This window comes from Streptomyces sp. NPDC048671 (genome assembly GCF_055587045.1).
The window spans coordinates 291,817-307,846 of sequence record NZ_JBVJHB010000006.1; the positions used below are offsets into that span (position 1 = coordinate 291,817).

The window sequence follows — 16,030 nt, forward strand, 5'->3', positions numbered from 1 at the left end:
GGTTGCCCCTGGGCCGCACCGGGGTGCGGGCCCGGGGTCCGGGGGGTGTCCCCCGGAAGGCACAGCGGCAGATACCGTACCGCCACCCGGCGCCCGTCAGCGGATCAGGATCACCTCGGCGTCCGTGCCGGGCTCGGCGGAGGTGACGTCCTCGGGCAGCACGATCAGCGCGTCCGCCTGGGCGAGAGCGGCGATCAGATGCGATCCGGAGCCGCCCACGGGTGTGACGGTGCCCGCCTCGGCGTCGTACGTGCCGCGCAGGAACTGCCGTCTGCCGGCGGGCGAGGACAGTGCCTTGTCGCAGGCCAGGGTCGCCCTGACGGTGGGGCGGTTCACGTCCTGAAGGCCCATCAGGGCACGGATCGCGGGCCGTACGAACAGCTCGAAGGAGACGTAACTGGAGACCGGGTTGCCGGGCAGCGCCAGCAGCGGGGTGTGGTCGGGGCCGATGGAGCCGAAGCCCTGCGGCTTGCCGGGCTGCATGGCGAGCCTGCGGAAGTCGATGCCGCTCCCCGGCTCGTCCTCGTCGCCCACCGAGGACAGGGCCTCCTTGACCACGTCGTACGCGCCGACGCTGACGCCGCCGGTGGTGACGACGATGTCGGCGCGGATCAGCTGGTCCTCGATCGTGGCGCGCAGCGTCTCGGCGTCGTCGGTGACGGCACCGACCCGGTAGGAGATCGCTCCGGCGTCGCGCGCGGCGGCCGTCAGCGCGAAGCTGTTGGAGTCGTAGATCTGGCCGCCGGTCAGTTCCACGCCGGGCTGGACCAGTTCGCTGCCGGTGGAGATGACGACGACGCGCGGCCGGGGCCGCACCTTCACCGTCGAGCGGCCGATCGCCGCGAGCAGCCCGATCTGCGGCGGCCCGACCACCGAACCGGCCCGCAGGGCCAGATCGCCCGGCCGGACGTCGCTGCCGCGGTCCCTCACATGGGCGCGGGCCTCGACCGGGCGGTGGACGCGGACCTCGCCGCCCGCGCCCTCCGGGGCGTCGCTGTGGGCGCGCATCGCGGCGGCGGGGCCCTCGCCCGTGCCGCCGTCGGTCCACTCGACCGGGATCACGGCCTCCGCACCGGCCGGCAGCGGGGCGCCGGTCATGATGCGGGCGGCCTCGCCCGGCCCCACCCGCTGGTCGCCGAGGAGTCCGGCGTCGCCCGCCGCGACGTCACCGATGACGGTGAGGACCGCGGGGAACTCCTCGGTGGCACCCTCCACATCGGCGACGCGGACCGCGTAACCGTCCATCGAGCTGTTGTCGAAGGGAGGCAGGGCGATCTCCACCACGACGTCCTCGACCAGCACGCAGCCCTGTGCGTCGTGCAGTTGCAGCTCGATGGGTTCGAGCGGCTTCACCGCGGCGAGAATGTCTTCCAGGTGCTCGTCCACCGACCAGATCGTGCTGCTCAAGGTCTTACATCTCCTCGGTGACGTAACTGCGGAGCCAGGTCCGGAACTCCGGGCCCAGATCTTCACGTTCGCACGCGAGTCTGACAATGGCACGGAGGTAGTCGCTCCGGTCACCGGTGTCATAGCGGCGGCCCTTGAAGACGACGCCGTGCACCGGGCCGCCGGTCTTCTCGTCCTCGGCCAGCAGTTGCAGGGCGTCGGTCAGCTGGATCTCGTCACCGCGGCCGGGCTCGGTCCGGCGCAGTATCTCGAAGACCGCGGGGTCCAGGACGTAGCGGCCGATGATGGCCAGGTTGCTGGGCGCGTCGGCCGGTTCCGGCTTCTCCACCAGGCCGGTGATCCGCATCACATCGCCCTCCGCGGTGGGCTCGACGGCCACGCAGCCGTACTGGTGGATCAGCTCGCGCGGGACCTCCATGAGCGCGACGACGCTGCCGCCCTCGCGCTCCTGGACCTCCACCATGCGGGCCAGCAGCGGGTCGCGCGGGTCGATCAGGTCGTCGCCCAGGAGCACGGCGAACGGCTGGTCACCGACGTGCGGCGCCGCGCACAGGACCGCGTGGCCGAGGCCGCGCGGGTCGCCCTGGCGGACGTAGTGCATGGTGGCGAGGTCGCTCGACTCCTGGACCTTGCGCAGCCGTTCGGCGTCGCCCTTACGGGTGAGCGCGGACTCCAGCTCGTAATTGCGGTCGAAGTGGTCCTCCAAGGGACGCTTGTTGCGGCCGGTGATCATCAGTACGTCGGAGAGTCCGGCGGCCACCGCCTCCTCGACGACGTACTGGATGGCAGGCTTGTCGACGACAGGCAGCATCTCTTTGGGAGTGGCTTTGGTGGCCGGCAGGAAGCGGGTGCCGAGGCCCGCCGCCGGAATGACAGCCTTGCTGATCCTGGGGTTCGACTGAGTCATGCGCAGAACCTTAACCGGCGCACATGGGCGGAAGATGAGCCTCCGGTTAACTTTGTACTCATATATGCCAGTACGAGAGATCCGTGGGTGCCCCGTTGAACGACGACATGTCCGCAAAGGCACTGCTGCGGCGTGAACTGCTCGCCGCACGACGCCTCCTGACCGGGGAGGACGCCGAACGGGCCGCCGCGGTTCTGGCCCGTCACGCACTCGCCCTCCCCGAGCTCTCCGGGGCCCGTACCGTCGCCGCGTACGTCTCGGTGGGGCGCGAACCGGGCACCCGCGCCCTGCTGGACGCGCTGCGCGCGCGGGGCGTCCGGGTGCTGCTGCCGGTGCTCCTGGCGGACAACGACCTGGACTGGGCGCCGTACGAGGGCGCCGGGAGCCTCGCGAAGGCCGGTCGCGGACTGCTGGAGCCGGACGGGGAGCGGCTCGGGCCCGACGCCGTCCTGGCCGCCGACGCGGTGCTGCTGCCGGGCCTCGCCGTGGACGGGCGCGGGATGCGGCTCGGCCGCGGCGGCGGCAGCTACGACCGGGTGCTGGCCCGGCTCTCGGCGGCCGGGGCGCACCCGGCGCTGATCGTCCTGCTGTACGACGGCGAGGTGACCGCGCGGGTCCCGGAGGAACCGCACGACCACCCCGTGGACGCGGTGGTGACACCGGCGGGCTCGCGGCGCTTCAGCGGCGGCTGAACAACCACGGGCCCGCCCCTGACACTCCAGGAGCGGGCCCGTACCTACGGCTTCAGGGGCGGCGCGTGCCCTATGGCTTCAAGGTCAGCGTGTCCTTCGTCGACCCGGCCACGGCGTTCGTCCCGTAGGACCAGTCGAGCAGTTCGCCGTTGACCCACTTGTCCGTCTGGTCGGTGTAGTGCGCGCTGAACGCGTGCCCGGAGGCGCCGGTGAGGTTGATCCAGCGGGACTTGTCCCAGTCCCCCACGTTGACGACCATCCGCATCGACGGAACCCAGACGACCTCGTAGCCGCCGGCCGCGTTCCAGCCGGTGGCGTCCACCGCGGCCTCACCGCCGCCGAGGTTCCACGGCCCGCGGTTGAGCGCCCGCTGGAGCAGTCCGGGCCCTTCCGTACCGAGGGTCTGGTTTTTCAGGGTCAGCTGGTGCAGCCGGCCCCAGTTCCAGGTGGTGATGTCCTTGCCGAGCTTGGCCGTCAGCTCCCAGCGGGCGTCCTCCATGGCGCGGGCGAAGAGCTCCTCGCGGTTCCCGGTCGCCTTGTCCTTGCGGTTCGCCGGCGCCTTCCACCAGTCGCTGTCCGGCTTGTCCATGAGGCTCTCGACGACCTGGTACCAGCGGTCACCGCCGTCCGGCTGCGCCGAGTCGGGGGCGCGCTGGCCGCATTCGCGTACCAGCCTGTCCTGCTCGTCGACCGGGCCGGAGCTCTTGGCCGGGGGGACGTTCAGGCATTCGCCCTCGACCCGCATCTCCTTGGGCAGCTTGTCGCCGAAGGCCAGCTTGAGGATGTTGCGCCAGACGGCGTTGAAGTACGCGGCCGCCGCCGAGTCGGACTCCTGGGTGTAGTCCCAGCCCTCCAGCAGCTTCTGCGCCTGCCGGACGTCCTTGTCCGAGATGTTGATCTTCATCAGCTCGGGCACCAGCAGCGTGGCGATCTCGCTGGTGTTGTCCATCTGCATCTTCTGCATGTCGTCGGTCGAGATCTTCCCGCCGCCCTTGATCTTCGACTCGATGAGGTCGTTGATCCGCTGGCTGCGGGTGCCGTAACCCCAGTCCTTGGTGAGCATGTACGGGTACTTTTCCTCGTCGATGACCGCCTGGTTGGCGGTGACGATGTACCCGCGCTCCGGGTCGTACTCGTACGGCAGCTCGTCGAACGGGATCGGGTCCTTCTTCCAGCCGTAGGCCGAGGACCAGCCGGGGCTGGGCATCGTGCCGTCGCCGGACTTGCGGACCGGGATCTTGCCGGGGGCCTGGTACCCGATGTGGCCCTTGGTGTCGGCGTAGATGAGGTTCTGCGAGGGAACCTCGAAGTGCTCGGCCGCCGCGCGGAAGGTCGTGAAGTCCTTGGCGCGGTTCAGCTCGAAGACCGCGTCCATGGACTTGCCGGGCTCCAGCGCGGTCCATTTCAGCGCCACCCCGTAGCCGTCCGCACGGTCCGGGGCGGCGTTGGTGACCGGCGCCTTCTGGCCGACCTTCTCCAGCTCGCTGCTGCGGTCGGAGACCAGCGGACCGTTGTTGGTCTCACGGACGGTGATGTGCCGGTCCCGGCCGCCGGCGACCTTGATGGTCTCCTCGCGGGTGGTGAAGGGCTTCACCTTGCCGTCGTACTGGTAGCCGTCCGACGAGACCTTCTCAAGGAAGAGGTCGGTGACGTCCGCGCCCAGGTTGGTGAAGCCCCAGGCGATGTTCTGGTTGTGGCCGATGATCACGCCCGGCATCCCGGAGAACGTGTAGCCGGCGGCGTCGTACTTGCAGGTCGCCGAGACCGTGCGGCAGTGCAGCCCCATCTGGTACCAGAGCGAGGGCAGCTGGGGCGCCAGGTGCGGGTCGTTGGCGAGCAGCGGCTTGTCGGTCGTCGTGTACTTGCCCGAGACCACCCAGGAGTTCGACCCGATGCCGGTGCCGTTCGGGCCCAGCAGGGAGGGGATCTTGTCGAGGGTGTCGGAGAGCGCGCCGAGCTGGGTGTTCAGGCCCTCGGTGGCACCCTGCGCGGTGGACGAGCCGAGGCCGTCGGACGGCGTCGCCTGCGGGTCGAACTTCCCGGTTTCCGAGGAGATCGCACCCTCGGCGACGATCGGCTTGTGCTTGTCGTACGGGTACGGCGGGTACAGGTCCTCGATCTGCTTCGCGTCCAGCCTGCTGGTCATCAGCGAGCGGTCGATCTCGTCCTGCATGTTGCCGCGGAGGTCCCAGGCCATGGCCTTCAGCCAGGCGACCGAGTCGACCGGGGTCCACTTCGTCGGCTTGTAGTCGTTGGTGAGGCCCAGCGCCGCGTACTCGACGGAGATGTCCTTGCCGTCGCGGCCCTTGAGGTAGGCGTTCACCCCGTCCGCGTACGACTGGAGGTTCTTCTTCGTCTCGGCGGACAGGACGTGGTCGTACTCCTCCTGTGCGACCTTGCGCCAGCCCAGCGTGCGCAGGAAGGAGTCCGTCTCGACCTGGCCGGACCCGAACATCTCGGAGAGCCGGCCGGCCGTCATGTGACGGCGGACGTCCATCTCCCAGAAGCGGTCCTGCGCCTGGACGAATCCCTGGGCGCGGAACAGGTCGGCGTCGGAGTCCGCGTAGATCTGCGGAATGCCGTAGCTGTCGCGCTTCACCTCGACATCGCTGTCGAGGCCGGCGAGCTCGGCGGTCCCGTTGGTCTGCGGGTACGAGGCCCGCACGGTGGATACGGACCAGTACGTGCCGTATCCGATACCCGCGACAAGCGCCAGCACCAGGACGATCACGATCAGGCGGGCGCGTCGCCCCTTCTTCTTGCGCGGCCTGCCACCGGCGGAACCGGTGGAGCCGGAAGAGGCGGTTGTGTTGGCGGGCATCGCTGTCCTTCGAGGGGCAGGGTGGTCCTGGGAGTGCAGGAGCAACCATAGGCGCAGCGCCGGAGCCCCTCTGACGCGGTATCGGGATGGTTCGAATTGCGTAGCGGTCGCACGAGTACTCGAACGCATCAAGAAAGCGTTAAAGATTAGGTAAGGTAACGAAGTACCGGCCGCCGGAACACGATCCGGCAGGCGCTCGCAGGGAAGGACCGGCCACTGACTGTCCACGCGCTCAACGAGCTCCTGCTCGTCTGCTCACTTGTCCTGCTCGTCGCGGTGGCGGCGGTACGGATCTCGTCGCGCAGCGGGCTTCCCAGCCTGCTCCTGTACCTCGGCATCGGGGTCGTCATGGGGCAGGACGGGCTCTTCGACGTCAAGTTCGACAACGCGGAACTGACGCAGGTCATCGGGTACGCGGCCCTGGTCGTGATCCTCGCCGAGGGCGGCCTCGGCACGAAGTGGAAAGAGGTCAGACCCGCACTGCCCGCGGCGGCGCTGCTCTCCACCGTCGGCGTCGCGGTGAGCGTGGGCGTGACCGCCGCCGGAGCGCACTACCTGGTCGGCCTGGACTGGCGGCAGGCACTGATCATCGGCGCGGTGGTCTCCTCCACGGACGCCGCCGCCGTCTTCTCCGTCCTGCGCAAGGTGCCGCTGCCCGCCCGGATCACCGGTGTCCTGGAGGCCGAATCCGGCTTCAACGACGCCCCCGTGGTGATCCTGGTGGTGGCCTTCTCGACCGTCGGTCCGGTGGACCACTGGTACGTACTGGTCGGCGAGATAGCACTGGAGCTGGCGATCGGCGCTGCCATCGGCATCGCGGTCGGCTGGCTGGGCTCGTTCGGTCTGCGGCATGTGGCACTGCCCGCCTCGGGCCTCTACCCGATCGCCGTGATGGCCATCGCGGTGACCGCCTACGCGGCGGGCGCCATGGTCCACGGCAGTGGCTTCCTCGCCGTCTACCTCGCGGCGATGATCCTCGGCAACGCGAAGCTGCCGCACTGGCCCGCCACCCGCGGCTTCGCCGACGGACTCGGCTGGCTGGCCCAGATCGGCATGTTCGTACTGCTCGGCCTGCTGGTCACTCCGCACGATCTGCTCGACGACTTCTGGCCCGCCGTCGTCGTGGGCCTGGTGCTCACCATGGTGGCCCGGCCACTGGAGGTCTTCCTCTCGCTGGCCCCGTTCCGATTGCCGTGGCAGGAGAAGGCCCTCATGTCCTGGGCCGGGCTGCGCGGCGCCGTGCCCATCATCCTGGCGACCATCCCGATGGTGTCGGGTATCGAGGGTTCCACCCGGGTCTTCAACATCGTCTTCGTACTCGTCATCGTCTACACCCTCATCCAGGGCCCGACGCTGCCCTGGCTCGCCAAGGCCCTCAAGATCGCCGACGACCCGTCCGAGGCGGCCGACCTGGGCATCGAGTCGGCGCCCCTGGAGCGGCTGCGCGGACATCTGCTGTCGGTGGCCATCCCCGCCAAGTCGAAGATGCACGGCGTCGAGGTCGGCGAACTGCGGCTGCCCTCGGGGGCCGCGGTCACCCTCGTCGTACGGGACGACACGAGCTTCGTCCCCAACCCGGCGACCGTGCTGCGCCGCGGCGACGAACTGCTGGTGATCACGACCGATCCGGTGCGCGACGCGACCGAGGCGCGGCTGCACGCGGTCGGCGAGGGCGGCAAGCTGGCCGGCTGGCTGGGGACGGACGGGAATCCCGGCGTGGAGCCCTTCACCGGACCGCATGTCTCCAATGCGCTCAAGGCCGTGAAGAAGCTGGGCCGTATGCCGGACGAGACGAAGGCGCCCGGGACGACGCCCCGGGAGATGAAGACCCGCGAGGCGAAAGCCCGTGAGGCGAAGGCCCGCGAAGCCAGGACCCGTGAAGAGAAAGCCCGTGAGGCAAAGGCACACCAGTGAGAAGGCGCCCGTGTTCTCAGGTCACAGAGGGTGACTGGCGCACAATCGCAGGTGCGACCGGAACCCTGCCTGTACCATGAAGGAAACCTGCCCACGCTCCGCACAGCTGTGACGCGCTCCGGTGCCGCATCGCCGTGCCGCACGTGTCCGGCAGTGACTGATCCACCCGAATTCATCGTCACCGAATTCATCTTCACCGATACTCAACGATCTTGATCGACCAACTCTGCCTGACGCAGAGCTGGCGCGACCGTATGGCGGTCGTGGCGTCCTCCGCCTCTGCTGTGAGCGCCCGGCATCTACCGCAGTCCCGCGCGAAGAGGACAGCTCTCGGCAGCTCCTGACCGGGCCCGCACCCAGGTGCGGGACCGTCCCGCAGGAGCACGGCCACCAGGCGGCAGAAAGGCATGGACCGTGGTGTCCACGGTCTCCGACCGCCCCGGATACGGGCAGTTGCTGCGCACTCCAGGTGCGTGGACCTTCCTCCTGCCGGGCTTCGCCGCACGGCAGCCCTTCGCCATGCTGACCATCGGCATCGTCCTGCTGGTCCAGCACACCACCGGCTCCTACGGCAGCGCGGGCGCCGTCGCGGCCGTGAGCGGCGTCTCCATGGCCCTGTTCGCGCCGCAGACCGGCAAGCTCGCCGACCGCATCGGACAGCGGGCCGTACTGCTGCCCGGTGTCCTGGTGCACGCGGTCTCCGTGTCGGTCCTGACGGTGCTCGCGCTCTCGGACGCGCCGATCTGGGCACTGTTCCTGGCGGCCGTGCCGACGGGTGCCTCCATCCCGCAGGTCGGCCCCATGGTGCGGGCCCGGTGGGCGGCCATGCTCGGGGCGGCGCCCGGCCGTGAGGCCTCGCCCCTGATGTCCACCGCCGCCGCCTTCGAGTCGGTGACGGACGAGTTCACCTTCGTCATCGGCCCGGTCATCGCCACCGCCCTGTGCACCGGGGTGCATCCGGCGGCCGGACTCATCGCGGAAGCCGCGCTGACACTGACCGGCGGGCTGTTCTTCGCCGCGCAGCGCGCCACCCAGCCGGCCGTGCGCGCCGCCGGACCCGCCGGCTCCCCTCGCCACGCCTCCGCCCTGTCGGTACCCGGCGTACGTGTGCTCGCGGTCGCCTTCCTGGGGATCGGCGCGGTCTTCGGCGGCATGCAGGTCTCGCTGACCGCCTTCGCCGAGGAGATCGGCAGCCCCGGCTCGAACGGGGTGCTGTACGGAATCTTCGCGGCCGGCAACATGCTGGCCGGGATCGCCTGCGGCGCCATCGCCTGGAAGACCGGGCCGCGGCGCCGGCTGATCGCCGGATACGCGGCACTGACCCTGACCGCGTCGGGCCTGTGGGCGGTGCACTCCGTGCCCCTGCTGGCCGGGCTCGGCCTGCTGGTCGGGCTCTGCATCGCCCCCGCGCTGATCAGCGGCTACACCCTGGTCGAGGCACTGGTCCCGGCGTCTGCCCGGACCGAGGCGTTCACCTGGCTGACGGGTGCGGTCGCGCTCGGGCAGGCTGCGGCCGTCACGGTCGCGGGCCAACTCGCCGACGCCCATGGCGCGAGCACCGGATTCCTGGTGCCGCTGGTGGGTACGGCGCTGGCGCTGGCGACCCTGCTGGCCCTGCGTTCCAGGCTCGTGCCGAGCACTTCGGGACGGACCGTGGCACGTGGCATCGGTCACCGCGGGCCGGTCACGGTGGACTGATCCAGCGGAATACGTCACTATGGAGCGTCGTTAGCACTCATCGAGTGAGAGTGCCAGGAGGAACAAGTGCCGACCTATCAGTACCAGTGCACCGAGTGTGGCGAGGGCCTCGAAGCGGTGCAGAAGTTCACCGATGACGCCCTGACGGTGTGCCCGAGCTGCGAAGGACGCCTGAAGAAGGTGTTCTCGGCGGTCGGCATTGTCTTCAAGGGCTCCGGCTTCTACCGGAACGACAGCCGCGGCTCGTCGTCGAGCAGCACGCCCGCACCGGCCGCCGCGAAGACCTCCGATTCCGGATCGTCGTCCTCGACGGGGTCGGACACCAAGTCCGCGGCCTCGTCGTCCTCGTCGGCGTCCTCCTCTTCGGGTTCCTCGTCTTCGTCGTCGACTTCGTCCTCGTCTTCGTCGAGCGGTACGTCGGCCGCCTGAGCCGCCGGCCCACCTGCTTCGACCGGTACCCCGCTGATCCACTCGGCGGGGTACCGGCGTTTTCGGCCCCGCTAGTGTGACCGCATGGTGAACGCAGAGATCGGTGTGATCGGCGGCTCGGGGCTGTACTCCTTCCTGGAGGACGTCACCGAGGTTCGCGTGGAGACCCCTTACGGAGAGCCCAGCGACTCCGTCTTCCTCGGCGAGATCGGCGGCCGCCGGGTCGCCTTCCTCCCCCGGCACGGACGCGGCCACCATGTGCCGCCGCACCGCATCAACTACCGCGCCAACCTGTGGGCGCTGCGCTCGGTCGGGGTGCGCCAGGTGCTCGGCCCGTGCGCGGTCGGCGGGCTGCGGCCGGACTACGGGCCGGGAACGCTGCTCGTGCCGGACCAGCTGGTGGACCGTACGAAGACCCGCGTCCAGACCTTCTACGACGGGGAGACCCGCGCGGACGGGGTGGCGCCGAACGTGGTGCACCTGGGCTTCGCCGACCCCTACTGCCCCAAGGGCCGCAAGACCGCGCTGGCGGCGGCCCGGGGCAGGGACTGGGAGCCCGTGGACGGCGGGACGCTGGTGGTCGTCGAGGGGCCGCGCTTCTCGACCCGGGCGGAATCGCGCTGGCACGCGGCGATGGGCTGGTCGGTGGTCGGCATGACCGGGCACCCGGAGGCCGTCCTCGCCCGCGAACTGGGGCTCTGCTACACGACGATGACGCTGGTGACGGACCTGGACGCGGGTGCGGAGACCGGCGAGGGCGTCTCCCACGGCGAAGTGCTCAAGGTGTTCGCGGCCAACGTCGACCGGCTGCGCTCGGTCCTCTTCGACGCGGTGGCCGCGCTGCCCGCGGAGGCGGACCGCGACTGCCCGTGCGCGCATGCTCTGGACGGGATCGATACGGGGATCGCGCTGCCGTAGGGCGTACGGGGTGGGGCGGGGTGAGGCGGGGCGGCGGGTGAGGGAGGGTGAGGGAGTTCTCCACATCGGCTGGGGCGTCCACAGGGCGCAGCGGGAATCTCTCGGATGCCGGATCGTGAGGTCTGTTCATCCGGGGCCACTCGGTTCCCGACTTCCCCTCATCCCTCGTCCCAGGCGGTGTTCGACATGCGCTCAACCGGTTCCCCCGTCTCAACCCGATCGCCCGGTTCACCCATCTCGGCACGCTCACCCGGTTCACCCATCTCGGCACGCTCACCCGGTTCACCCGTTTCTCCGCAGTCCGCTGCCCCGTCCGGCGCTCCGTTGCTGTGTGCGCCGGCGCCCGCACCCTGCGGGGTGCCCGCGTTCCCGCCGCTGCGGGTGCGCGGGGGTGGCGGGCACCGGCTGTGGCGGGCCGCGTGGCGCCGGCGGCGGGCGATGGCTGCCGGGCTGGCACTGACAGCTGCCGCGCTGGCCGCCTCGGGGTTCGGAGGGAGCGAGAGCGGGGGCGGTGACACGGGACATGGAGCGGCCGGGACGGCAGCGGGCGCGGCAAGCACGGCCGGGGCGGCGCCGGAGCGGGCATCGCCGCCGCTCCGGCTCGTATCGGCGCCGGTGCGGATCACGGATGCGGCGACCGTGCGGCTGCTGCGGCCCGGAGACCGCGTCGATGTGATCGCGTCCGCGGGATCCGGGACCGAGGCCCGGGTGCTGGCGAAGAGCGCGCGAGTGGCCCAGGTGCCGCAGCCGTCCACCGAGGGCTCGATGGAGAACGGGGCGCTCATCGTACTGTCCGTGCCGCGAGCCACGGCGACGGCGCTGGCGGGTGCGGGAGTCTCAGCCGGACTTGCGGTGATTCTGTGCTGAGTCAGATGTGGTGCGGCGGCTTCTCGTCGAGGAACCGGGCCAGATCGGCGGCGCTGCCGCCGGAGGTGCCCCGCTCTCCCCATCCCCGGTCCGTGTCGTCCGCCGACTGCTGGTCCAGCGGATCGTCGAAGATCAGCGCCGGTTTGGGCTCAGGCTTGGGCCGGTCCGACGGATCCGGCTTCGGATCACGCGGTCCGGGGGCGGGGGCGGTACTCATACCCCCAGGATACGGCCGCTCCGGGGTACGGCTGTGGTGAGCGGTGCGGCCGCGGGCAGCGGGGCGGCTGCGGGCAGCGGGGCGGCAGCGGGCAGAGGCCGAGCCCGACGAGAAACGACAGGCAGAGGAGAAGTCCCGCTCGGACGGGCGTACGGCTCCCACACGGTCCCCATATTCCGGCCTCGCCTGCTCGTCGCGCTCCAGCAGGTACGTTCGCCTTGCACTGCCCAGCGGCGGACTGCTCGATCACCGCCACCGCCACCACCACCACGTTCACCACCACGCTCGGGATCACACCCCTGAGATCGCGAGCACGACCCCGAGCACGACCTCAAGCACGACCCTGAACACGGCCCTGAACACGAGGAGCACCCGGATGACCGGCCAAGACAGCGCGGACCCGCTGAACCGCCCTTCGCAGTCGCCGCGACCGGCGCACCGCCGGCTGGACGCGCTGACCGATGTCGCCGGAGTGCGGGTCGGTCATGCGCGGCTCGTGGGCGAGGGGGCGCTCAGCGGTACCACCGTGGTCCTCGCCCCCGAGGGCGGCGCGGTCGCCGCCGTCGATGTGCGCGGCGGCGGCCCCGGCACCCGGGAGACGGACGCGCTCGACCCGCGCAATCTGGTGCAGCGCATCGACGCCGTGGTCCTCACCGGCGGCAGCGCGTACGGGCTGGACGCGGCGTCCGGCGTGATGGCCTGGCTGGAGGAGCAGGGGCGCGGCGTGCGGGTCGGCGCCGATCCGGCGCAGGTCGTTCCGGTGGTCCCGGCAGCGTGCCTCTTCGACCTGGGCCGGGGCGGCGACTGGCGGGCCCGCCCGGACGCGTCGACCGGCCGGGCCGCCGTGGAGGACGCCGCGCGTACGGAGCCGGGGGCGGCGGTCGAGGAGGGGTGCGTCGGCGCGGGCACCGGCGCGGTCGCGGGGCAGTTGAAGGGCGGGGTGGGGACGGCGAGCGCCCTGCTGCCGTCCGGGATCACGGTGGGCGCGCTGGCCGTGGTGAACGCGGCAGGCTCGGTGCTCGACCCCCGTACCGGGGTGCTGTACGGGGAGTACGGCGCCGCCGAACCGGCCGTCGCCCCCGCGCCGGAGATCCACCGAGCGGCGCAACAGCGCCTGGCGCAGGCGCACGACGCGAACGCGCGCCCCCCACTCAACACCACGCTCGCGGTCGTCGCCACGGACGCCGACCTCAGCCCGGCGCAGGCGCAGAAGCTCGCGGGCACGGCGCACGACGGGCTGGCGCGCGCCATCCGGCCCGTGCATCTGCTGACCGACGGGGACACCGTTTTCGCCCTGGCCACCGGCGGACGGGCGCTGGACCCGGCGAACCCGATCGCGCTCAACGACCTGCTGGCAGCGGGTGCGGAGGCCGTGGCCCGCGCCATAGTGAAGGCCGTGCGGGCGGCGGCGGGCGTCAACGGCCGCGAGGGCGGCGCCACGTATCTCTCGTACAGCGATCTCTACGGCACACCGCGCCATCCACGGCGGCCGGCGGACGGCGGCGGCCCCGCGACCGACTCGGCCCCCGCGTAAGGAAGTTCGGGCAAAACGCCGGGAACCTTCTGCGTGCGTCGTACGTTTTCCGGAAGCCCGGTCGCGATGTCAGACCCAGGGACTACGTTAAGCACGCATCGGGTAACACGCGGCGACGGCCTGGAGAAGCACCTTGAGCGATCCGTACGAGACAACCGAGCAGCACCTCGAGCGACTCCTGCGACGGGCTCTCAACTCGTTCGACCTGACCGACAGCACGGTGGAACGGCTCGGCACAGCCCTCGCCCACAGCAGCTCCCTGCATTCCTCGCACCACAGTTCGACCCTGCACCGCGAGACGTACCGGCATACGTATCTGCTGGCCGACGGCAGCCCGTTCGCCCTCTGGGAGCTGGTGCACTGCGGTCAGCGCGAAACCGGGGACCCCCGCCACGGCTCGCAGCCCGTTGTCCGGCAGCACGAGCTGTACGACGACGAGGCCGACGTGCACATCGCCGCGGCCCGGCTCACCGGCGGGTTCTGCGACGCCCCGGTCTTCGGGGACGACGGGCCGCAGGCCGACCTGGAGATCCTCACGGCCCTGATGGCCGCGCCCCCGGCACCGCTCCCCCGGATGTACGCCCCGGACAACTCCGCGGACCACGCCCGCCGCGTGCTGCGCCGCGCGGAGAACGGGGACGTCCCGGGCGAGGAGACCGCCCACCTGCTGCGGGCCGCCTTCGCCCACCACATCACGCAGATCTTCGGCCGGCAGTGCCACGTGGACGGGCGGGACGCCGGCTTCACGCTGTACGAGCACGCGTTCCTGCTCCTGGACGGCAGCGAGACGAGCCTGTGGGAGGTCGAGCACACGGCGACGCCCGACGGCCGCCACATGTGCGAGGTGTATGGCGACGAGGAGACCGCGCGCGGTGCGATGGAGAGCCGTACGCGCATCTGCTGACCGCTCCGCAGGGCCCGCACGGGGCACGACGGCACGACGGCGCGAAGGCACGAAGGCACGACTACGCGGCGGAAGCGCCGGCCGGTGCCCGTGGGGCCGGACGTGACGGTGCCCGCACCCCGAGGGGTGCGGGCACCGTCACGTTCTCCGTCCGCTCAGTGCGTGAGCACGGGCTCGTCGGCGGGCCCGTGGGCGGGCTCGGCGACGGGTTCCGCGGTGGAGTCGTCGGCCGCCCCGCCACCGTCCACGTGCTGCTTCTGCCGGGCCGGGAGCGCGAACATCAGCAGGAAGATGGCCACGAGCACCCCGGCCACCCACCACAGCGAGTGCTCGAAGGCGTCGGCGAACGCCGGACCCACCTGTGCGGGCGTGAGCCTGTCACCGATCGCCCCGAAGAAGATGACCGAGACGAGCGCGAGCCCCAGCGCGTTGCCCATCTGCTGCACGGTGTTGAACAGCCCGGAGGCGGAGCCGGAGTGTTCCTTGGGCACCTCCGACAGCACCGCGTCGGCCAGCGGCGCCACGATCAGCCCCATGCCGATGCCCATGACCACCAGCGGCAACGCCATCTGCCAGGACGTGATCCCCATGCCGTAGCGGTCGGACTCCCAGATGTAGAGCAGCAGCCCGGCGACCATCAGCAGCGCCCCCGCCTGGAGGACCTTTCGGCCGAAGCGCGGCACCAGCTTCTGTACGGAGATCCCGGCGGCGACCGAGACGGCGACCGAGAACGGGATACCGGTCGTACCGGCCCGCAGCGCACTCCAGCCGAGTCCCTGCTGCATGTACAGCGTCCAGACCAGGAAGAAGATGCCGAGTCCGACACCGAAGGTCAACTGCACGGCGATGCCCGCGGCGAAGCTCTTGACCCGGAACAGCGACAGTTCGACCAGCGGCGAACCGTCCCGGCGCGCCTTCGACCGCTCGAAGAGCACGAGGACCACGAACAGTGCGAGGCTGCCGGCCATCGAGAGGTAACCCCAGAGCGGCCAGCCCAGCTCCTCGCCGCGGGTCAGCGGGTAGATCAGCATGAGCATCCCCGCCGTCACCAGCGCCACCCCGATCAGGTCGAGGCGCAGCGCCTTCGGCGCCTTGGACTCGGTGATGAACTTGCTCCCCAGGATCAGGCCCGCGATACCGACCGGCAGGTTGATCAGGAAGATCGGGCGCCATTCGAGACCGGCGATGTTCCACTCGGTGAGCAGCGCGCCCAGCAGCGGACCGGAGACCGCACCCAGGCCGACGATCGCACCGAAGAGGCCGAAGACCTTGCCGCGCTCGTGCGCCGGGAAGGTGGCGTGCACGATCGACAGCACCTGCGGGACCATCAGCGCGGCCGTGGCGCCCTGGAGGATGCGGGAGGCGACCAGCATCTCCGGACTGGCGGCGAAGCCGCAGAGCGCGGAGGCCACGGTGAAGCCGGCGATGCCGATGAGGAACAGCCGCTTGCGGCCGTAGATGTCGCCGAGCCGGCCACCGGTGATCAGCCCGGCCGCGAAGGCCAGGGCGTAACCGGCGGTGATCCACTGGATCGAGCTGAACGTGGCGCCGGTGTCCCGCTGGATGCTCGGGATGGCGATGTTGACGATCGTGACGTCGACCAGGTCCATGAAGGCCGCGGTCATCACGATGGCCAGCGCGAACCACCGGCGGCGGTCCGAAGCGTCCGAGGACACCGCGGGGGCGGCCGCCCCGGACGGCTGGGGTGCGGAAGAAGTCATA

The 16,030-nt window shown here is 70.9% G+C and carries 13 protein-coding genes; 8 read left to right on the top strand and 5 right to left on the bottom strand.

Annotated elements, in window-relative coordinates:
* Positions 1-96 precede the first annotated feature (96 nt).
* Positions 97-1,407 (bottom strand): molybdotransferase-like divisome protein Glp, encoded by a 1,311-nt coding sequence (gene glp, locus ACZ6S6_RS14565; RefSeq protein ID WP_469705844.1) that lies wholly within the window; start codon positions 1,405-1,407, stop codon positions 97-99.
* A 4-nt stretch (positions 1,408-1,411) separates the two neighbouring features.
* On the bottom strand, positions 1,412-2,314 hold the full coding sequence (galU, locus tag ACZ6S6_RS14570) for a UTP--glucose-1-phosphate uridylyltransferase GalU (RefSeq protein ID WP_469705845.1): 903 nt from the start codon (positions 2,312-2,314) through the stop codon (positions 1,412-1,414).
* Positions 2,315-2,421: 107 nt separating this feature from the next.
* Between galU and ACZ6S6_RS14575 the strand changes: the two genes are divergently transcribed.
* Positions 2,422-3,006, top strand: a complete 585-nt coding sequence (locus ACZ6S6_RS14575) for a 5-formyltetrahydrofolate cyclo-ligase (protein ID WP_362965103.1) — start codon at positions 2,422-2,424, stop codon at positions 3,004-3,006.
* Between the two features lie 70 nt (positions 3,007-3,076).
* On the opposite strand, the gene ACZ6S6_RS14580 is transcribed toward ACZ6S6_RS14575, so the two are convergent.
* Positions 3,077-5,827, bottom strand: coding sequence for a penicillin acylase family protein (locus tag ACZ6S6_RS14580; RefSeq protein WP_362965105.1), 2,751 nt, complete (start codon positions 5,825-5,827; stop codon positions 3,077-3,079).
* A 276-nt stretch (positions 5,828-6,103) separates the two neighbouring features.
* On the opposite strand from ACZ6S6_RS14580, the gene ACZ6S6_RS14585 reads away from it, so the two are divergent.
* From ACZ6S6_RS14585 to ACZ6S6_RS14605, 5 genes are all read left to right on the top strand, one after another.
* A complete protein-coding gene (locus ACZ6S6_RS14585) occupies positions 6,104-7,741 on the top strand; it encodes a potassium/proton antiporter (protein ID WP_469705846.1) in 1,638 nt (545 codons plus the stop codon).
* A gap of 414 nt (positions 7,742-8,155) precedes the next feature.
* Positions 8,156-9,439, top strand: coding sequence for an MFS transporter (locus ACZ6S6_RS14590; RefSeq protein WP_469705847.1), 1,284 nt, complete (start codon positions 8,156-8,158; stop codon positions 9,437-9,439).
* A 66-nt stretch (positions 9,440-9,505) separates the two neighbouring features.
* The gene (locus ACZ6S6_RS14595; protein WP_469705848.1) at positions 9,506-9,868 is read left to right on the top strand and encodes an FmdB family zinc ribbon protein; all 363 of its coding nucleotides are present in this window, start codon (positions 9,506-9,508) and stop codon (positions 9,866-9,868) included.
* A gap of 84 nt (positions 9,869-9,952) precedes the next feature.
* Positions 9,953-10,786 carry an S-methyl-5'-thioadenosine phosphorylase gene (locus ACZ6S6_RS14600; protein WP_469705849.1) on the top strand — a complete coding sequence of 278 codons (834 nt, stop codon included), beginning with the start codon at positions 9,953-9,955 and terminating at the stop codon, positions 10,784-10,786.
* Between the two features lie 186 nt (positions 10,787-10,972).
* The gene (locus ACZ6S6_RS14605; RefSeq protein WP_469705850.1) at positions 10,973-11,653 is read left to right on the top strand and encodes a hypothetical protein; all 681 of its coding nucleotides are present in this window, start codon (positions 10,973-10,975) and stop codon (positions 11,651-11,653) included.
* 1 nt (position 11,654) lies between these two features.
* Here ACZ6S6_RS14605 and ACZ6S6_RS14610 read toward each other — a convergent pair whose 3' ends face one another.
* Positions 11,655-11,870 carry a hypothetical protein gene (locus ACZ6S6_RS14610; protein WP_362965117.1) on the bottom strand — a complete coding sequence of 72 codons (216 nt, stop codon included), beginning with the start codon at positions 11,868-11,870 and terminating at the stop codon, positions 11,655-11,657.
* 376 nt (positions 11,871-12,246) lie between these two features.
* On the opposite strand from ACZ6S6_RS14610, the gene ACZ6S6_RS14615 reads away from it, so the two are divergent.
* Both ACZ6S6_RS14615 and ACZ6S6_RS14620 read left to right on the top strand, forming a co-directional pair.
* Complete coding sequence (locus tag ACZ6S6_RS14615) at positions 12,247-13,404, top strand: P1 family peptidase (protein ID WP_469705851.1); 1,158 nt, start codon at positions 12,247-12,249, stop codon at positions 13,402-13,404.
* 133 nt (positions 13,405-13,537) lie between these two features.
* Entirely contained in the window at positions 13,538-14,308 is a 771-nt protein-coding gene (locus ACZ6S6_RS14620) for a DUF6227 family protein (RefSeq protein WP_362965121.1), read from the top strand.
* Positions 14,309-14,463: 155 nt separating this feature from the next.
* Here the strand turns inward: ACZ6S6_RS14620 and ACZ6S6_RS14625 are convergent, their stop codons facing one another.
* Positions 14,464-16,029: an MFS transporter gene (locus ACZ6S6_RS14625; RefSeq protein ID WP_469705852.1), complete on the bottom strand. Its 1,566-nt coding sequence runs from the start codon at positions 16,027-16,029 to the stop codon at positions 14,464-14,466.
* Position 16,030 lies beyond the last annotated feature (1 nt).

Coding starts and splice junctions, on each gene's coding strand:
- galU (WP_469705845.1), bottom strand. CDS start 2,314: ATGACTCAGTCGAACCCCAGGATCAGCAAGGCTGTCATTCCGGCGGCG.
- ACZ6S6_RS14575 (WP_362965103.1), top strand. CDS start 2,422: ATGTCCGCAAAGGCACTGCTGCGGCGTGAACTGCTCGCCGCACGACGC.
- ACZ6S6_RS14580 (WP_362965105.1), bottom strand. CDS start 5,827: ATGCCCGCCAACACAACCGCCTCTTCCGGCTCCACCGGTTCCGCCGGT.
- ACZ6S6_RS14600 (WP_469705849.1), top strand. CDS start 9,953: ATGGTGAACGCAGAGATCGGTGTGATCGGCGGCTCGGGGCTGTACTCC.
- ACZ6S6_RS14605 (WP_469705850.1), top strand. CDS start 10,973: ATGCGCTCAACCGGTTCCCCCGTCTCAACCCGATCGCCCGGTTCACCC.
- ACZ6S6_RS14610 (WP_362965117.1), bottom strand. CDS start 11,870: ATGAGTACCGCCCCCGCCCCCGGACCGCGTGATCCGAAGCCGGATCCG.
- ACZ6S6_RS14615 (WP_469705851.1), top strand. CDS start 12,247: ATGACCGGCCAAGACAGCGCGGACCCGCTGAACCGCCCTTCGCAGTCG.
- ACZ6S6_RS14625 (WP_469705852.1), bottom strand. CDS start 16,029: ATGACTTCTTCCGCACCCCAGCCGTCCGGGGCGGCCGCCCCCGCGGTG.